This window comes from Streptomyces sp. NPDC057682 (genome assembly GCF_042799575.1).
Taxonomy (GTDB): Bacteria; Actinomycetota; Actinomycetes; order Streptomycetales; family Streptomycetaceae; genus Streptomyces.
Genome location: NZ_JBHVIN010000001.1, coordinates 535,723 through 553,260, shown reverse-complemented (window position 1 = coordinate 553,260; position 17,538 = coordinate 535,723). Strand labels below are relative to the sequence as shown.

General features: G+C 73.5%; 18 protein-coding genes. 5 read left to right on the top strand and 13 right to left on the bottom strand.

Features of this window, described 5'->3' with window-relative positions; all coding sequences use genetic code 11:
• Positions 1 to 83: 83 nt before the first annotated feature.
• The 4 genes from ACFVDM_RS02325 to ACFVDM_RS02310 form a co-directional block, all read right to left on the bottom strand.
• The gene (locus ACFVDM_RS02325) at positions 84 to 683 is read right to left on the bottom strand and encodes a hypothetical protein (protein ID WP_383631843.1); all 600 of its coding nucleotides are present in this window, start codon (positions 681 to 683) and stop codon (positions 84 to 86) included.
• 103 nt (positions 684 to 786) lie between these two features.
• Positions 787 to 1,218, bottom strand: coding sequence for a DUF4240 domain-containing protein (locus ACFVDM_RS02320; RefSeq protein ID WP_383631840.1), 432 nt, complete (start codon positions 1,216 to 1,218; stop codon positions 787 to 789).
• Between the two features lie 46 nt (positions 1,219 to 1,264).
• A complete protein-coding gene (locus ACFVDM_RS02315) occupies positions 1,265 to 1,621 on the bottom strand; it encodes a hypothetical protein (RefSeq protein ID WP_383631837.1) in 357 nt (118 codons plus the stop codon).
• Positions 1,618 to 1,857: a hypothetical protein gene (locus ACFVDM_RS02310; protein WP_383631834.1), complete on the bottom strand. Its 240-nt coding sequence runs from the start codon at positions 1,855 to 1,857 to the stop codon at positions 1,618 to 1,620. Before ACFVDM_RS02310 ends, ACFVDM_RS02315 begins: the two co-directional genes overlap by 4 nt.
• A 131-nt stretch (positions 1,858 to 1,988) precedes the next feature.
• On the opposite strand from ACFVDM_RS02310, the gene ACFVDM_RS02305 reads away from it, so the two are divergent.
• The 3 genes from ACFVDM_RS02305 (at position 1,989) to ACFVDM_RS02295 (ending at position 3,588) form a co-directional block, all read left to right on the top strand.
• On the top strand, positions 1,989 to 2,831 hold the full coding sequence (locus ACFVDM_RS02305; protein WP_383631831.1) for a helix-turn-helix domain-containing protein: 843 nt from the start codon (positions 1,989 to 1,991) through the stop codon (positions 2,829 to 2,831).
• Positions 2,815 to 3,033 (top strand): DUF397 domain-containing protein, encoded by a 219-nt coding sequence (locus ACFVDM_RS02300; RefSeq protein WP_383631828.1) that lies wholly within the window; start codon positions 2,815 to 2,817, stop codon positions 3,031 to 3,033. Before ACFVDM_RS02305 ends, ACFVDM_RS02300 begins: the two co-directional genes overlap by 17 nt.
• 117 nt (positions 3,034 to 3,150) lie before the next feature.
• Positions 3,151 to 3,588, top strand: coding sequence for an NUDIX domain-containing protein (locus ACFVDM_RS02295; protein WP_383631825.1), 438 nt, complete (start codon positions 3,151 to 3,153; stop codon positions 3,586 to 3,588).
• A gap of 52 nt (positions 3,589 to 3,640) precedes the next feature.
• Here the strand turns inward: ACFVDM_RS02295 and ACFVDM_RS02290 are convergent, their stop codons facing one another.
• The 4 genes from ACFVDM_RS02290 to ACFVDM_RS02275 all read right to left on the bottom strand — a co-directional run bounded on the left by ACFVDM_RS02290 (position 3,641) and on the right by ACFVDM_RS02275 (position 7,897).
• Positions 3,641 to 5,326, bottom strand: a complete 1,686-nt coding sequence (locus ACFVDM_RS02290) for an ATP-binding protein (RefSeq protein ID WP_383632144.1) — start codon at positions 5,324 to 5,326, stop codon at positions 3,641 to 3,643.
• A gap of 13 nt (positions 5,327 to 5,339) precedes the next feature.
• The gene (locus ACFVDM_RS02285; protein ID WP_383631822.1) at positions 5,340 to 6,080 is read right to left on the bottom strand and encodes a response regulator transcription factor; all 741 of its coding nucleotides are present in this window, start codon (positions 6,078 to 6,080) and stop codon (positions 5,340 to 5,342) included.
• 128 nt (positions 6,081 to 6,208) lie between these two features.
• Entirely contained in the window at positions 6,209 to 6,583 is a 375-nt protein-coding gene (locus ACFVDM_RS02280; RefSeq protein ID WP_383631819.1) for a nuclear transport factor 2 family protein, read from the bottom strand.
• A 105-nt stretch (positions 6,584 to 6,688) separates the two neighbouring features.
• On the bottom strand, positions 6,689 to 7,897 hold the full coding sequence (locus ACFVDM_RS02275) for an MFS transporter (protein WP_383631816.1): 1,209 nt from the start codon (positions 7,895 to 7,897) through the stop codon (positions 6,689 to 6,691).
• A gap of 89 nt (positions 7,898 to 7,986) precedes the next feature.
• Between ACFVDM_RS02275 and ACFVDM_RS02270 the strand changes: the two genes are divergently transcribed.
• A complete protein-coding gene (locus ACFVDM_RS02270; RefSeq protein ID WP_383631813.1) occupies positions 7,987 to 8,550 on the top strand; it encodes a TetR/AcrR family transcriptional regulator in 564 nt (187 codons plus the stop codon).
• 66 nt (positions 8,551 to 8,616) lie between these two features.
• On the opposite strand, the gene ACFVDM_RS02265 is transcribed toward ACFVDM_RS02270, so the two are convergent.
• The 3 genes from ACFVDM_RS02265 to ACFVDM_RS02255 form a co-directional block, all read right to left on the bottom strand.
• Positions 8,617 to 9,492: an amidohydrolase family protein gene (locus ACFVDM_RS02265; protein WP_383631810.1), complete on the bottom strand. Its 876-nt coding sequence runs from the start codon at positions 9,490 to 9,492 to the stop codon at positions 8,617 to 8,619.
• A 36-nt stretch (positions 9,493 to 9,528) separates the two neighbouring features.
• A complete protein-coding gene (locus ACFVDM_RS02260) occupies positions 9,529 to 10,413 on the bottom strand; it encodes a DUF2797 domain-containing protein (protein ID WP_383631807.1) in 885 nt (294 codons plus the stop codon).
• 119 nt (positions 10,414 to 10,532) lie between these two features.
• Complete coding sequence (locus tag ACFVDM_RS02255; RefSeq protein WP_383631804.1) at positions 10,533 to 14,420, bottom strand: hypothetical protein; 3,888 nt, start codon at positions 14,418 to 14,420, stop codon at positions 10,533 to 10,535.
• A 157-nt stretch (positions 14,421 to 14,577) separates the two neighbouring features.
• On the opposite strand from ACFVDM_RS02255, the gene ACFVDM_RS02250 reads away from it, so the two are divergent.
• Entirely contained in the window at positions 14,578 to 15,009 is a 432-nt protein-coding gene (locus tag ACFVDM_RS02250; RefSeq protein WP_383631801.1) for a hypothetical protein, read from the top strand.
• A gap of 6 nt (positions 15,010 to 15,015) precedes the next feature.
• On the opposite strand, the gene ACFVDM_RS02245 is transcribed toward ACFVDM_RS02250, so the two are convergent.
• Positions 15,016 to 15,960, bottom strand: a complete 945-nt coding sequence (locus ACFVDM_RS02245) for an AIR synthase-related protein (protein ID WP_383631798.1) — start codon at positions 15,958 to 15,960, stop codon at positions 15,016 to 15,018.
• A gap of 41 nt (positions 15,961 to 16,001) precedes the next feature.
• The gene (locus ACFVDM_RS02240; protein ID WP_383631795.1) at positions 16,002 to 17,489 is read right to left on the bottom strand and encodes an MFS transporter; all 1,488 of its coding nucleotides are present in this window, start codon (positions 17,487 to 17,489) and stop codon (positions 16,002 to 16,004) included.
• Positions 17,490 to 17,538 lie beyond the last annotated feature (49 nt).

Sequence of the window (17,538 nt, the reverse complement as noted above, 5' to 3'; positions counted from 1 at the left end):
ACCGTACGCCGTCATCCGTACGCCGTCATCCGTACGCCGTCATCCGTCTGCCGGGCCCACGATCACCAGAGGGTGTTGGGCACTCAGTGCCCGCCACGCGGCTCGAAGCAGCCCGATTCGATGAATCGGCCGTTGACGCTGACCTGGTAGTTCGTCGACTGCACGAAGGCGGTCACACAGGCGTCACGACCGACGTAGAGGGCGACGCCGGCACCGGGGTTGCTGCTGGACCCGTTGGCCCGCACATCCAGCCTTCCAGGCCCCTCACCGCTGCCTGCCTCTCCGCTGCCTGCCTCTCCACCGTCCGATCTCCTCTCCCGGTATCCGAGCTTCAGGAGTTCCACGCGAACGCTCTCGGCATCCCACTTCCCGGCCTTCCAGAGCCGCTTGAGGACGGGCTCGATACGGGCGGCCTCCGCGCGGGCGGCCTTCTCGGAGGCGGGGGTCATCTCCTTGGGGATCTTGAAGCCGTTGTTCTCCCGGTAGTGCGGGGCCCCACCGTGTGCGTCGGGCTCCACGTTCCCCCGCGCGGGGCCGGAGGGTGCGGGAGACAGGCCGCCGCGGCTCGGACCGGCGTCGGACACCGGCGTGCCTGCGGCATGCTCCTGACCACATGCGGTCAGCAGCAGGGCGGCACCCAGGAAGAGGCCGGTGGCAACGCTGCGGAGTCTGGATATGCGCATGGAAGGAGCCTGCCCCAATGTCCGTGCGAACGGCACCCGCTCTACGCAACGCGGAGCGGAACAGAACCCCGTGGACAACGGACTGGAATCCCCCCGCGAGCGCCTACGCGGACGCCCACCCCGCCGTATTCGCGTGGGACTCGTAGCTGTAGCGGGTGTCCCGGTCCCATTCCTCGCCCGTGAGGGCCCGGTACGCCTCGTCCGGCACATAGAGCAGGGCCTCGGCCCAGACGAACTCCTCGGCATACGGACCGAACCGCTCCGGATCCCCGAGCACGCGCTCGAACTCCTCCTGGCCGGCCGCCACCACCGCCGCCCGGGTGTAGAGGAACTGGTCGTCCGACAGCCCCTCACCGAACTCCCTCCGGTCCAGCCTGTACAGGGCCCAGGAGAGCTGCTCGGCAAAGCCGACGACATCGGCCACCGGCCCCTTCCCCAGGCGAGCCGTCAGCACGGCCGCGAGCTCGTCGCCGTCGGGGTCGGGGGTGGCGGGACGGCATGCCTCGATGAGCTGCCAGAAGTCGCGTTCGTTCATACGGGAAGCATGGCGGACGGGTCTGACAAACCGGGGCCCCGAACTGTCAGAGATAGAGCTGCCGTCCGCAGTCCCCGCAGTACGTCATGCCGCCACGCGCCTCGGTCCGGCGGTGTTCGCACAACCCCGTCGCCACCATGCCGCTGTGGCCCTTGCTCGCCACCAGCCCCTCCGGGGGCCGCATCACCGCGTAGTCGCCGAAGTTCCTGCGGAACCGCCTGTGGCCCGTCTCCTGCGCGTGCCGGCGCTGCCACTCCTCCACAGGCTGGGGACAGTTGTACGTGGCCGAGTCCGCCCCGCACTCCGACTCGGCGCCGGACACGCACCGCGCCGCGTACTCCGGCTCGGCCAGCGGGTCCTGCTCGACCGTGAACGGCACGTACCGGAAGGTGCGGCTGCTCACCGTGGCGCCTCCTGCCCCGAACGCACGGCGGCGGCCAGCGCGCGGGCGGTCTCCACGTTGCAGCGGCCGAGGTCGACCAGTGGGACCGGAACGGGACCGGCGCAGGACGCGATGTCGAGCCCGAGGGAGGGAAGCTTCACGCCTGCGGCGGTGAGCGCGTCACGGAGTTCGTCGCGGACGCGCTCCGCGTTCCTGAGCGTGTTGTCTGCCGTCTGCGGTGTGCGTGCCGTATCCATGCCAGCTCCGAACCTTGATGTTCCACGAGTACGTGTGTCCCGGTGTCACCACCATGTCCAAATGAACGACTCAGGTACACGGAACGTGCGTAACCAAATACCCTTAGTGGACAGACTCGTGAGAGGCGGCCATGGCAATGGAGTTGGAGCCGGAAGGGGATGCCATGCCCGCTTCACCTGCGGGAATGCTGGCCGCGCGCGCACGGGCGCGACGGGGGCTCTCCCTGCGCGCACTCGCCGAGAAGCTGGGCTATCCGCACACCTACCTGAGCAGGGTTGAGCGCGGGGAGCAGCTCCCGTCCGAGGCGCTGGCAGAGGCCCTCGACGTCTTCTACGACGCCGAGGGGTTATTCACCGAACTACTCGTTGTCGCCGTCGCCGCCGAGGTCCCCGTCTATGGGCGGAAGGTACTTGAAGAGGAGAAGCGCGCCGCCCGCATCCAAACGTTCAACAGCAGTGTGGTACCAGGGCTGTTGCAGACGGAGAGTTATGCTTCCGCACTCTTCACTGAGTCCATGCCGGGCAAGGATGCCGAGCAGGTTGCGCTCCAGGTGGCCACCCGCTCCCATCGGCGCGCAGTACTCGACTCAGCTACGCCTCCGCTGTATTGGGCCATCATGGACGAAGCGGCACTGAGGCGGCCGGTGGGTGGTGCGGCCGTCATGGCTGAGCAGATCCGTCACATCCTCGGCGTAATCGAGGGGAACAGCGCGGTCCGAGTGCAGGTACTTCCCCTCTCCCGTGGAGTACATCCGCTGATGGGCGGTAGCTTGAGCCTGCTCACCCTTCGCGATGGCGTGACCTTCGCTTATGTCGAGTCGTTCGCGTCAGGAACATCAGTGGACACCCCCGCCCGGGTCCTTGAGCTGACCACACGCATGGACATTGCCCGGTCGAAGGCCCTCGACAGCGGGGACAGCGTGTCTCTGCTCCACAAGCGCCTGAAAGAGTATGAGGATGACATTGAATCCTGATGGGAACACGCAGTCCCTGGTCTGGGTGAAGAGCAGCTACAGCAACGGCGAGGGTGCCGAGTGCGTGGAATGGGCACCGGCACACGCAGCAGCCACCGGTGAGTTCCTGGTACGGGACAGCAAGACCCCCGATGCGCCGTTCCTACTCCTCTCCCGGCAGGGGTTCGCAGGGCTCGTGGAGTACGCCAAGTACCGCGGGTGACACACACCCCGATCAACCCGAGTGACCGGCCCCCGCCACACGGCGGGGGCCGTCCGTCTTCCTGTGGCGGCTAGCTGCTCCGCCGAAACCCACCAACAAGCAAGGAGAGCCGCCGAAATGATCGAACGAGTCCGTGCCGTCCTCGTCACCCCCGACCAGACGATGCTGGTCATCCGCCGTACCCGGCCGAGCATCCCCGTGTACTGGGTCCTGCCCGGCGGGGGCGTCGAACCCAGCGACGAGTCACGCGAGGCCGCCCTCCACCGGGAGATCCACGAGGAGATCGCGGGGAAGGCCGACATCATCCGGCTGCTGCACACGATGGAGTCCGACGACGAGCGTCAGCTCTTCTACCTCGCCCGCATTGCGACGTGGTCCTTCGATGACCGCACCGGTCCCGAGTTCAGCGCCGAAGGCCGTGGTGAGTACGCGCTGGAGGAGATTCCGCTGACCATGGACGGGCTGGACGGCATCGACCTCAAGCCCGAGGAGATCGCGCATGTCCTACGGGGAGCGGTCAGGGCCGGAAACCTGGGAGCCGCCGTATCACCCTGAGCCGCCGCCGCTCGGCCTGGTCCGGGGTGCGCCGGCCGGTCCGGTGCTCCCGTCATGCGGTGGTACGGGCGAGCACACCCGTATGACCGACCGCGCCCCTGTCTCCGCCCTCCGCAGGCAGATGCACCGAGAACACCGTCTCCCCCGGCACCGACCGCACCTCCGCCACACCGCCGTGGGCCGTGGTGACGGCCTGGACGATGGCGAGGCCGAGGCCGGTGGAGCCGGCGTGGCGGGAGCGGGAGGCGTCGCCCCGGGCGAAGCGCTCGAAGACGTGCGGGAGGAGGGCGGGCGGGATGCCGGGGCCGTCGTCCTGGATCTCCAGGGTGACCCAGGGGTGACCGGGTTCCGCGCGGACGCGGGCGGTGACGGTGGTGCCGGGCGGGGTGTGGGTGCGGGCGTTGGCCAGGAGGTTGACGAGGACCTGTTGGATGCGGGGCGGGTCGGCGAGGACGGTGGCGGGGGCCTCGGGGAGTTCGAGGCGCCAGTGGTGGCCGGGGTCCGGACCGTGGTCGAGGGCCGGAGCGGGGCCGGGGGCCTGGTCGGGGGCCGTGTCGTGGCCGTCCGGCGAGGTCGGGCCACCTGCCGTGCCCCGGTCCGGGGCCTGACCGTTCGCCGGAGCCCGACCGCCCACCGGAACCCCACCGCGTTCCGCCACGCGGGCGTCGCTCACCGCGTCGACGAGGAGCGGGGCGAGATCGGTGCTCTCGTAGGAGAGCGGGCGGCCCGCGTCCAGGCGGGCGAGGAGGAGGAGGTCTTCGACCATGCCGGACATGCGCTGGGCCTCGGACTCGATGCGGCCGAGGGCGTGGCGGGTGTCGGGGCCGGGCTTCTCGCGGCCGCGGCGGGTGAGTTCGGCGTAGCCGCGGATGGAGGCGAGGGGGGTGCGGAGTTCGTGGCTGGCGTCGGCGACGAACTGGCGGACGCGCATCTCGCTCTTCTGGCGGGCGTCGAGGGCCGAACCGACGTGGCCCAGCATCCGGTTGAGGGCGGCGCCGACCTGGCCGACCTCGGTGCGGGGGTCGGCCTCGGCCTCGGGGACGCGTTCGAGGGGGGCGACCTCGCCGCTGTGCAGGGGGAGTTCGGAGACGCGGGTCGCGGTGGCGGCGACCCGGCGCAGCGGGCGCAGGGCGACGCCGACGATGGCGGCGCCCGCGAGACCGGCGGCGATCAGACCGGCGGCGGTGACGCAGACCTCGACGAGGATGAGGGTGGTGATGGCGCCGTCCACCTCGGCGGTCGGGATGCCGACGAGGACGGTCGTGCCGTCGCTCCCGGGGGCTGCCGTCTGCACCCGGTAGCCGCCCAGACCGGGCAGGTCGACGTCGTGCGCCTTGCCGTCGGCGGGGACGTCCGCCGCCTCCAGCGCCTCCGCCTGGGCGGCCGTCAGCGGCTCGGTGTTCTCGGAGGCGTCGAAACCGCCGTCCTTGGCGACCTGCGAGGAGGTGACCCGGCCGTCCACCGTGAGCGCGCCGAAGGTCTTGAGGGGCTGGCCGCCCATCCCGATGAACCCCAGCGGATCCGGGTTCTTGTCCTTCGGCCCGCCGCCGGGGACGGGCCCGCCCGGCATCCGGTCGGCCCGTACGGCGATGTCCCGCAACTGGCCGTCCAGCTTCCCGTACATGTACGTGTGGAACGCGATCGCGGTGACCGTGCCGATCACCGCCGCGACGACCGCGATCAGCGACACGGCGGAGACGACCAGCCGGGTCCGCAGCGTCCACGGGCCCCTGCCCAGCCGTTTCACGCCGTTACTCCCCGGGTTTGATGAGGTAGCCGGCGCCCCGCCGAGTGTGGATCATCGGGGAGCGGCCGGCGTCGATCTTCTTGCGCAGGTACGAGATGTACAGCTCGACCACGTTGGCCTGGCCGCCGAAGTCGTAGTTCCACACCCGGTCCAGGATCTGCGCCTTGCTGAGCACCCGGCGCGGGTTGCGCATGAGGAAGCGCAGCAGCTCGAACTCGGTGGCCGTCAGATGGATGTTCACCCCGCCCCGGCTCACCTCGTGGCTGTCCTCGTCGAGCATCAGGTCCCCGACGACGAGGGTCGACTCGCTGCGTACGGCGGCCGTTCCCGAGCGCCGGATCAGGCCGCGCAGCCGTGCCACGACCTCCTCCAGGCTGAACGGCTTGGTGACGTAGTCGTCGCCCCCGGCGGTGAGCCCGGCGATGCGGTCCTCCACGGAGTCCCGTGCGGTCAGGAACAGCACCGGGACGTCGGCCAGCTCGCGGCGCAGCCGCCCCAGGACGGCCAGGCCGTCCATGTCGGGCAGCATGACGTCCAGGATCACCGCGTCCGGCCGGAACTCCCGGGCCGTCCGCACCGCCCCGGCGCCGTCCCCCGCGCTGCGCACCTCCCATCCCTCGTAACGCAGCGCCATCGACAGCAGCTCCGCCAGCGGGGCCTCGTCGTCCACGACCAGGACCCGGACGGGGGTCCGGTCCGGCCTGAGCAGTTCGGTACGCCCCTGGGGCGAGGTCGTCGTCGTCATGTCCGCAACCCTGTGAGACGCCCCTGAGAGAGTTCTTTTCCGTTTCTGTGAATTGCCTGAGAAAGCCGGAGCGACGCCGCAGGGCCGGGCCCCGTGCGGGAGCCCGGCCCGGCGGCCGCTGACGCCGGTCAGACGGCCGGGTGACCGCTGGCCGTGGTGGCGGGGATGTCCTGGTGGACGTCCCAGTGCTCCGCTATGAGCCCGTTCTCCATGCGGTAGATGTCGACGACGGCCTGACCGTCGGCGCCGGGGGCGGGGGTGAAGAGGCTGTGCACGAAGACGAGGTCGCCCTCGGCCGCGGTGCGCCTGATCTCGAAGCGCATCCCGGGCATCCGGCCGCGCAGCATGCCGATCAGGCCGGTCAGCGCGTCGAGTCCGTCGGGCAGGTCGGGGTTGTGCTGGATGAGGTCGGCGGCGACGTAGGCGGCGGCCTCGTCGGTGCGGCCCTCGTTCCAGACGGTCTCCATGAAGTCGCGGACGAGGGTGGTGTTCTTGCCGGTCATGGGCGTGGTCCTGTTCTTCGTCGCTGTGGCGTCGGTGGGTGGTGCGTGGGGGGTGGTGGTCCGTGAGTGGTGCGCGGGTGGTGCGCGGGTGGTGCGTGGGTGCCGTCAGGGGCGGGGGGCCGCTGCCGGTACCGATGGGGCGGTCGCGGTGGCGGGGGTACGGGGGCTGCGGTGGCCGGAGGCGCGGTGGGCGGCGGCGGCCGCGGCGAGCGGGAGGAGTCCCGCCGCGGGCAGCCAGAGGGCGCCGAGCGCGGGCAGCAGGGTGGAGCCGAGCAGGCTGCCCAGGCTCATGCCCAGATAGAGGGAGGAGGCGTTGAGGGCGAGGCCGAGGGCGCGCTGCTCGGGGACGAGGGCGACGAGGCGGGCCTGCTGGGGCGCCTGGAACAGCTGGCTGAACGCGGCCCAGACGGTGAAGGCGGCCACGGCGGCGGCGAATCGGCCCGGGACCAGCAGCAGCGCGGCGAAGGCGGCGCCGAACCCGGTCAGGGCGATCGTGATCGTCAGGGGTCCGCCGCACCGTTCGAAGACGCGCCCCGCGGCCGCGTTGCCCGCCACTCCGGCGACACCGAACACCAGCAGCAGCGCGGCGACCTGGCCCGTGGTGGCGTGGAAACGGTCGGAGAGGTAGGCGCCGGCCACCCCGTAGACGGTGAACTGGGCGGCCATGAACGCCAGCGTCGTCGCGATCGCCGGAAGCACTCCGGCGGTCCGCAGCACCGGGGAGAACGCGGAGACGGTGGCCGGGGTGCCGCGCTCCGTCCCCGGGACGAGGACGGCGACCAGCACGAGGGCGAGCAGGGAGAGGGCGGCGACGCCGACGGTGGTCCAGCGCCAGCCGGCGCTCTGGCCCAGGCCGGTGCTGAGCGGGACGCCGAGCACGGTCGCGGCGGTCATCCCGGCGAAGACCGTGGCCAGCGCGCGGGCCCGGCGCTCGGCGGGGACGAGCAGGGATCCGGCGACCGAGGCCGCGGGTCCGAAGGCGGCCCCGCCCAGGGCGGTGAGCACCCGCGCCGCGCACAGCACCCCGTAGCCGGGGGCGAGGGCGGCGGCGACGCCCCCGGCGGCCATGACCGCCAGACCGGACAGCAGCACGCTTCTGCGGCCCAGCCGCGACAGTAAGACCGGGGCGAGCGGTGCGGCGACGGCGAACGTGAGCGCGAACACCGTGACCAGGAGGCCCACTTGGGCCTGCGTGACCTGTAGGTCCCTGCTGATGGGGGCGCTGAGGCCGACCACCGCGAGCGAGGAGGTGCCGAAGGAGAAGTAACCCAGGGCCAGTGCCCACAGGGCCGGTCCGGAACGGTGCGGGGCCATCACGCCCTCACTTTCAATACGGTGCGGTGCGGTTCGTAATGGAATTACATTACGGTGCGGTCCGTATGTCAATCCCTTAAGGTGGCTTCATGAGCGGACGACCCAGAGACCCCGGCGTGGACGGCGCCATCCTGCGCGCGACCATGGACCTGGTGACCGAGAACGGCTACCGGGCCGTGAGCATCGAAGGCATCGCGTCCCGGGCGGGCGTCTCCAAGCAGACCGTGTACCGGCGCTACCGGAGCAAGGGGGAGGTGATCCTCGACGCCCTCGCCGCCTTCGCGGCCGGCAAGCTGCCCACCCCCGACACCGGCAGCCTGCACGGCGACCTCACCGAACTGCTGACCGCGACCTTCCACGCGCAGCAGGGCATCAGCGGCACCCTCAACCGCGCGCTGGCCGCCGAGGCCATCGGCGACGAGGAGTTCGCCGACACCGTGTGGAGGCGGCTCATCCTGCCCCGCCGGGACGCGGTCCGCGCCCTGCTCGAACGCGCGCGTGAGCGCGGCGAGTTCACCCGCCACGATGTCGATCTCGACTTCGTCGTCGACCTCGTCTACGGCCCCATGTGGTACCGGCTGCTCTTCGATCCCACCGCCCTGGACGCGGACTACGCCCGCCGCACGGCCGACGCGGTCGAGGCGCTGACCTGACCTCCGCCGGCTGAGGGCGGGCCTCTCCCCGGACCGCTCCTCAGGCCGCTCCCCGGACCGCCCCGCTCACACCCCGAACAGCGCCGCCGCGTTGTCGTGGCAGACCGCGCGCAGCCAGGCGTCGCCCAGGCCGAGGCGTTCCAGGGCGTGGAGCTGGTGGGCGTACGGATACGGGATGTTCGGGAAGTCCGTGCCGAGGAGGATGCGGTCGCCCAGATCCGCGAGGCGGCCGTGCTCGGCTCCGGGGAACGGGGTGAAGGCCTCCGTGAAGTCGGTGAAGGCCATGGTGGTGTCGAGGCGGACCTCGGGGTACGTCTCGGCGAGCGTCAGGAACTCCCCGTACTCCGGCATGCCCATGTGGGCCACGATCAGCGGCAGCCGGGGGTGACGGGCCAGGACGCGGGCGACGGGGTCCGGGCCGGTGTGCTTGCCGGGGGCGGGGCCCGAGCCGCAGTGCGTCACGACCGGGATGCCCGCCTCCGCGAGCAGCCCCCAGACCGGGTCGAGCAGCGGGTCGTTCGGGTCGTACGCGCCGACCTGGAAGTGCGCCTTGAAGACCCGGGCCCCGGCCTCCACGGCGTCCCGGACGTACCGCCCCGCCTCCGGTTCGGGGAAGAACGTCGCCGTGTGCAGGCAGTCCGGGGTGCGGGCGGCGAAGTCGGCCGCCCAGCCGTTCAGCCAGGCGGCCATGGACGGCTTGTGCGGGTAGAGCATCGAGGTGAAGCGGCGCACGCCGAACGAGCGGAGCAGGGCGAGGCGTTCGTCCTCCTCGTGCCGGTAGGTGATCGGCCACTCCATGCCGGTCAGCGGACCGGCCGCGTCGAAGTACGCCCAGACCTTGCGCAGCACCCGCTCCGGCATGAAGTGCGTGTGGACGTCGATGAGACCGGGCAGCCCGAGCTCCTGCCAGAACCGCACCACGTCGTCGTGCTCGTCACCCATGCCGCCCGCCCCTTCCTCGATCGTCCTCCGACGATCTCAGAACAGGCCGTCCTGCGCGGCGCCGCCCCCCACCGGGGCCGTCGGGACCGCCACCCCCGCGTCCGGGCCGGCCGCCGTCAGCGCCCAGCCGGTCATCAGCCGGGTGTCGACGACGAGGCCCCGCCCGCCCGTGTCCAGATGCAGGTCGGGACCGGCCGCCGCGACCAGCCGCCCCGCGACCGTGCCGCCGTCGGTGAGCCCGGTCACCGTGCGGACCGGCCCGGGTCCGGACACCGCCGCCAGCCGGAAGATCCCCGCGTGGTCCACCGCCGCGAACGGCAGCCGCTCCAGCCCCGCCGGCCCGCCGCCGTCCTCCAGGACCGCCGCCCTCCCGTACAGCTCCGCCAGCTCGGCGGCCCGCTCCGCCGGCTCCGGGAGATCCGCCCGCACCGCCCGCTTGCGCGCGTACGCGATGCGGTCCGGGACCCCGAGCGCCGCCCGCAGCACCTCCTCGGTCCGGCGGGCCGCCATCAGGGGGCCGCGCCCCAGCCAGCTGAAGACCACCGCCCCCTGCTCCCGCAGCCGCGCCGCGCCCCGCTCCTCCGCGGTGATCCCGACCTTCACCATGCCGGGCCCGAACCACGCCAGGTACACCCGGTACGTGCGCGGGTCGTCCGGGATGGTGTCGGCGGCCACCGAGTGCGCCCGGTCGAGCCGCCCGCACTCGGCGCAGCGTCCGCCCGTGCTCGACGCGGGGACCGCGGCCGCCACCGGGCAGGCGTGGCCCCGGGCCCCGGAACAGCGCCGCTCACCGGCCGCCCGGAAGCCGAACTCCGTCCCGTACGCCAGGGCGCTCACCCGGGTCCGCCGCCCCTTGCGCCAGCCGAGCGCGGGGCCGCCGGAGTCCTCGGGCCAGCGGAGGCCGGTGCACTGCCAGTCCATGCGGGCACCCTACGGGCGCGCACTGACACCGGGCCCGGGAGGCGGGGCACGGTCACGGGGACCGGGGCACGGACGCGGCGGTGCGGGGTGCGGACCCGTACGAAGCCACCGCGCGGTGGTTACGTGTCCGGGCAGCCGGGGGCGTACGGCAGATCGGGAAGGTACGTGCGCCAGTCCGCCTCGGAGAGGGCGCCGTGCGCCCGGCGGCAGACCGTGGCCGCCGCCGTCCCGGGGTCGAGCCGGTACGTCGCGAGGTCCACATGGCGTCCCGCGACGCGCAGCGTCGTCCCGTCCGCACCGAACGCGAGGGCCATGGCCGGCTCGCCCCCCGTGGCCAGGGGCGGCCCCACCGGCGTACGGGAGGCCACGTCCCACACCTCCACGGACACGTCACCCCCGACGGCCAGCAGCCGGGAGTCCGGGGAGAAGGCCAGCGAGAAGACCGTCCCGGGGGCTTCGGGGCTCATGTCCTTCAGCTCGCCCAGCCGGCGTCCCGCCCGCCCGTCCCACAGCACGACGCGGCCGGCTCCGTCCCCGGCGGCCAGCAGCTTCCCGTCGGGGCTGAAGGACACGGACTGCGCCCGGTCGACGCGCCGGACCGTCCGGCTCCCCGACAGCTCACCGACCTGCCCTTCGGAGGTGGCGAACCGGCTGCCGTCCGGGGCCACGGCCACCGTGCTGCCCTGGGCGCCCGGCCACGAGCCGACCGTCTCACGGCGGCGCGGATCCCAGAGGTACGTCGTGCCCAGGGTGGCGGGCTGGACCAGGAGCAGCGACCGGCCGTCGGGGGTGTAGGCGAGGGCGTTCAGTCCCAGCTCGCCCGCCTTCCCGGGCAGGGCGAGGTCCTGTCTCCCGGTGACACGGTGCCGGTCGATGTCCCAGAAGACCACGCGGGGCGGTGGTGAGGAGCGGCCGTCGGCCCCGAACGTTCCCATGCCGTACACCAGCGTGCGGCTGTCGGGGCCGAACGCCAGGAACGCCCGGCAGGCGGGATCCCGTTGCGTCGCCGCCGGGCACGGCAGCAGACCCGGCAGATCGCTCCAGCCGCCGCCCGGCCGCAGATCCCGTAACCGGAAGGCGACCCGGTCACCCTGCCAGTGCGCGACGGCCAGGAAATTGCCGGACGGACTGAACTCGGCGTTCATCGCCGGGTCACGCCGCCGACCGGGAGTCAGCACACGGCTCACGTCCAAGGTGCGCACGGTCCTCGGCCACCCGATGGTGCTCCGGGTCGCGGCCAGATAGCCGAGGCTGCCCGTCGCGAGGTCGAAGCGCAGGTCCGCCGCCTCCTCACCGCCGAGCCCGTAATGGAACACCGGATCACCGCCCGGATCGTCCACCCGCCAGACGAACAGCTCCTCGTGGTCCACGGCCGCCAGGAACCTCCCGTCGGGGCTGAGGCGGACCTCCACGAGCCCCGGATGCTCGACGAGGCGCCGCTCCCGTCCCGTGGCGACGTCCCACGTACGCACCCCGTCCTCGTCGGTCAGCACGAGAGTCCCGGAGTCGGGGGTGAAGCGCACCGCCTCGTTCGCACACCGGTCGAGCGGCAGGGTCGGCGCCCACGGTGTGACGAGCCTGCGCCGGTGCCGCACGTTCCACAGTTCCAGCGGCTCGCCCGGCAGGCACCGGGCGAGCAGGCCGCCGTCGGGGCTGAGGAACACCTCCTGGACGAGGGGCCGTCCGTGCGCCTCGGCGCTGCGCCGAGGGCGGAGCGCCACCGACTCGGGCTCGATGAAGCTCTCTCCGATTCGCGACGCGCGCCAGGGGCGCGGCGGAAGGGCCAGCCGTACCGCACCGGTCACCGCGTCACGGACCGTCGCGCGCTCCTTCCTCCCCCCGCCCGGGGAGGCGACCGGCTCGTACGTGAGGAGGAGGCGTCCGCCCTGCCCGGTCGCGGCCCCTCCGATGACATCCGTCGGCGGAGGGCCGACCGTGCGGCCGGTGACGAGGTCCCGCACGGTGACCCGCAGCGTGCGCGGCTTGCCCAGGGAGAACTCCAGGACGCGCGTCCCGTCGCCCCGCACCGGGGCGAGGCGGATCAGCGCCTCGCCCACGCCCGGCAGACGGCGCAGCCGCCGGCCCGTGCGGACGTCCCACTCGACGACGTCGCGCCGGCCGATGCTCAGCAACGTACGTCCGTCGTCGCTGAGTTGGCGGAGCGTGTCGCCGCCCGTGTCGGGGTCGGTGAACGTCCCCTGCTCCGGCTGCTCCGACGCCGCCAGGAGCGCGGCGCGCGTCTCGGGGAGGTCGGCCACCCGCCACGCCGCGAGGCCGAGGCGCATGGCGGTGACCGGGTCGGACAGCCGCAGGCTCTCGGCCACTCCCGCGATGCGCCGGGCCTCGTCCTCCACGCGCCGCCGCTCGCCCTGCCGGTTCTGCTCCCACGCCACCAGGCTCGCCAGCAGGGCGAGCACGAGCAGGGTCGACAGCGCGCCGCCGCGCAGCCGCCGGGTGCGCCGTTCACGCGTCGCGGCGCGGGTGCTCGCGGCCAGGAACCGGCGCTCCGGCGAGGAGAGTTCACCGGACTCGGCAGGCCCCGTGCCGAAGGCCTCCGTGGCGGCCGACAGCCGCGCGCCCCGGTAGAGCGCGCCGGGATCGCCGCCGAGCTCCTGCCAGCCGGTGGCGGCCTCGGTGAGCCGGCGGTGCAGGCGCAGCCGCTCCCGGTCCTCGTCGATCCACCCCCGCAGTCGCGGCCAGGCCGTCAGGAGCGCCTCGTGCGCGAGGTCCACGGTGTCGTGGCCGAGGGTGACGAGCCGGGCCCGGCCGAGGCGTTCGAGGACGACGGCCATATCGTCGGCCGTGGTTTCCCCGGTGTCCTCGTCGCCCACGGGCAGGCCGAGTTCGGCCCGGGTGACGGGGCGGCGGGTGTCCTGGGTGCCGAGGCCCGGGGCGACCAGGCGGAGCAGCACATGGCGGGCCGTCTCGCGCTGGGCGGGGGTGAGCCCTTCGTAGCAGTCATCGGCGGTACGCGCGATGGCCCCGGCGAGTCCGCCCGTCGCCAGGTACGCCGCTTCGGTGAGGGTACGGCCGTGGCGCCGGCGCCAGGTCTCCAGGAGGGCGTGCGACATCAGGGGCAGGCTGCCGGGCTGCTCCGCGAGCTCGTCGGTGATCCGGGCGGTCAGGGTCTTCTCCACGAGCAGCCCCCGGGCGGCCGCGGGCCCGGTGATCGCCTCGCGCAGCTCGTCCTGGTTCATCGGCCCCAGGAGCAGCGCGCCGTCACCGGCCGCGTCGGCGAGCCGGCGGTCCTGGGCGAGATGGCCGTAGAAATCGGCGCGGATCGCGAGGAGCACGCGGTCCCCGTGCCCGGACCCCGCCGCGTCCAGGAGCCCGTCGACGAACCGGGCCCGCTCGCCGAGGTCCGTGCACAGGGTGAACAGTTCCTCGAACTGGTCCACGACGATCAGGGCCGGGCCGCCCGCCGCCCCGGTGGACAGGGCCGCCGCGTGCGTGGTCGCCGGGCGCGGACCGGGGGTGAGCACCCGGATCACCGTGGGCCCGGCCCCGGCGCCCGCCGTCGGCCTGCGCAGCCGGGGGATCAGGCCGGCCCGCAGCAGCGACGACTTCCCGCTTCCGGAGGGGCCGCACAGCACGGCGAACCGCTTCTCGGCCACGAGGGCGGCGAGTTGGGCGATCACACGGTCGCGGCCGAAGAACAGTCCGCTGTCGCCCGTCTCGAACCGGGCCAGCCCCCGGTACGGGGCGGAGGCGTCGTCCGCGTCGGTGGCGAGGCGTTCCGCCGTCACCTCTTCCTCCGCCTCGGCCCACCGGCGCTCCCAGTACTCCTCGTCGCCCCCGCAGGCCCGTACGTAGGCGAGGGTCACCGGCAGCGAGGGGAGCCGCTCCCCGGCGGCGGCCTGCGCGAGCGTGGTGGTCGAGTAGTGGGCGCGTAAGGCCATCTGCCGGTACGTCAACGGCCCGGCCTCCTCGCGCAGCTTGCGCAGTTCCAGACCGAACCGGGCCACCGGCCCGTCGGCCGGATCCAGCGCGCGTTCACGGCGTCCCACAGCGGCTCCCCCTTGACCGTCGTCGACCCGACCAGCATGCCGGGCTTTGTACGGAGTGATGAAAGGGGCTGGCCGGACAACTCCGTCGCGCCGAAGGATCGGAATCGGGACGAACGACACGAGTCCGTCCGTGACCAGCAGAGGAGAACCCGAACCCATGCGAATGAAGCGCGCCCTCGGCGCGGCGGCCGTGATGGCCTCGGCCGTCGCCGCCCTGGCCGTCACCCAGGCCGAGGCCCAGCAGCCGGCCCCGGCCCCGTCCTCCCTGCAGGCGACGTCACCGGGCGTCTCCCCGAGCACGGGATACGACCCCATCTACAACGACGAGGGCCTCATCTCGTGCCAGAAGGGCTCCCTGTGCACCTCCGTCTGGGATCCGGTCAGGAAGAAGTGGCGGATCGACCGCTTCGAGACGTGCGGCACCTACGACCTGAGCTTCTGGGCGGGTTGGGGGGCGTTCATCAACAACCAGACCGGCGGCGCCGAGGGGCGGTTCATCGAGGGGAACGGGTCGGCGCGCGTGGTGTCGGCCGACAACAAGTCGCACCCCATCAACTGGGACCCGTACTGGAAGATCAAGCCCTGCTGATCCCCGTCACAGCAGCCGCTCCGGCAGCGGTCCCGCGCTCGGTGTCCGGGTGCGGGCCCCGTCCGGGGTGACGTACTCGACGTCGCCCCGGCGGTCGGCCGTCACCTCGCCCACGACGGCGGCGTGGCGGCCCCGGGGGTGGGCGCGCAGCGCGGTGAGCACGGTGCCTGTGCGGTCCGGGGGGACGAACAGGCACAGGCTCCCCGCGCACGCGGCGTCCAGGGGGGCGAGGCCCCGGGTGGCGAGGGCCACCCGGGTGCCGGGGCGGACCGGGGGCGCCGACTCGTCGACGCGCAGGGTCAGGCCCCGGGCCGCGGCGGTCAGGCGCAGGGTCTCGGCGAGGCCGCCGCCGGCCGCGGGGAGGGCGTGGTGGAGGTCGGCGCGGACCTCGCGCAGGAGGTCGTTGAGGGGGGCGCAGTCGCTGGGCACGTGGTACTCGTAGCCCAGACCGTCGCGCAGGGAGACCAGATGGGCGGCGTGGTCGCCGAGGGGGCCCGTCACCAGGACCCGGTCGCCCGGCCGGACGCGGTCCGGGCCGAGCGCGGGCCCGGCGCGCTCACCGAAGGCGGTCGCGGTGACGTAGACCCGGTCCGCCTCCCCCGCCCGGACGACCTGGGTGTCGACGGCGGTCACCGCGACCCCGGCCTCGGCGGCGGCCTCCCGGACCGATGCGGTGAGCCGGTGGACCAGGTCGAGGGGGAGCCCGGCCTCCAGCACGATGCCGAGGGCCAGATGGCGGGGGTCGGCGCCGGTGGCGGCCAGGTCGTTGACGGCTCCGCACACCGCCAGGCGCCCGATGTCCCCGTTGCCGAAGAACGGCGGATCGACGACGTAGGTCCCGGCCCGGACGACTAAGGAGGGCTCCCGGGGCGTGAGGGCCGTAGCGATCAGTTCACGCACCTCGGGGCCGAACCCGACCTGGGCCGTGTCCCAGTCCCGCGTGTACGTCACTCCAGCCACCCCCCGATGCCCGCACGTCCGGATCGTGCTCATCATCCAGCGGGGTCGCGGCCCCGGATACCCGTGTCCGTGTCCGGGCCACCGATCAGGGGTCGGTAGGGGCGGTCGTACGCCCGGAGCAGCAGCGCGGCCCCGACGGCGGCCAGCGCGGGCAGCGCGCCGAAGCCCGCCAGGATGCCGGCGCGGGCGGTCGCCGACTGCGCGGCGGCGTCGCCGGTGCCGGAGGAGACATAGCCGGTGAGCTGGAGGACCAGTCCGTAGAGGAAGGGTCCGGCCGCCACTCCCAGGCCTTCGACGGTCGTGAACACCCCGGACAGCACGCCGCCTTCGCGGCGCCCGGTGCGGCCCGTCCCTCGGGCGATGCAGTCCGGCAGCATCGCGTACAGGAAGAGCAGCTGGCCCGCGTGGCCGGTGCCGGCCAGGGCCATCGTCACCAGGACCGCGCCCTCGGGCAGGACCGGCGAGGCCAGGAAGAGCAGGCAGCCGGTCGTGAACAGCGCGGTGGCCAGGGTGTATCCGCGCGGGCCGCGCAGCCGGGACCACAGCGGCACGGTCAGCAGGTTCGGTGCGACGAACGCCGCCACGAGCGCCCCGACCCCCGAGGAGTCGTGCAGCACGTGGTCGGCGAAGTAGGGGGCGCCCGCCAGCAGCACCCCGGTGGCGACCGACTGAAGCACCAGACAGCGCAGCAGTGCCATGAACGGCGGGTCGGCCCGCGCCGCCTCGAACTGCGCCCGCAGGGACGGCTGGGCCGCGACGGCCCTCGTCGTACGGGGCGTGCCGGACGCACCGGCCCCCGGCTTCCCCACTCCCGGAGTCCCGACCCCTGACGTCCCCGCTCCCGAAACCGCCGTCCCGGCGAACACCCACAGCGCGCCCAGCGCCACCACCGCCGCGCCGAACAGGCCCGCCCAGCGGTGGCCGGGCAGTCCGCCGCCGCCCGCGTCGACCAGTGCGGGGGCGACCGCCCCGGTGACCAGGGCGGCGATCCCGATGACGGCGACCCGGCCCGCCACCAGCCGCATCCGGTCCGCCTCGTCGTCGGCGAGTTCGGCGGGCATCGCCACGTACGGCACCTGGAAGAACGCGAACGCGGTCGCCGTCAGCAGATAGCCGGCGGCCGCGCACCAGGCACCGGCGGAGCCGGGCGCCGGGCCCGCGAAGGTCAGCGCGAAACCGAGCGCCGTGAGGAGCCCGCCCCACAGGACGTACGGGCGGCGCGCGCCCCAGCGGCTCCGGGTCCGGTCGCTGGCCCGGCCCACGAAGGGGTTGAGGACCGCGTCCCACGCCTTGGGCAGGAACGCGACCGTGCCCGCCAGCGCCGCGCCGACGCCGAGCGTGTCGGTGAGGTACGGGAGCAGCAGCAGACCCGGGAGCGTGGTGAACGTGCCGGAGACGAGCGAGCCGGACGCGTAGCCGAACCGGGTCCGGCGGGTCGGCGCGCCGGCGCGTGCGGGGGTCCCGGCGCGCGGCGGAAGGGGCGCGGCCGGCCGGCCGCCTGCGGTTCCGGTGACGGTCATCGGGTGCCTCCCTGCGGAAAGCCCCGCCGAGGACGCGGGGGATGTCCCT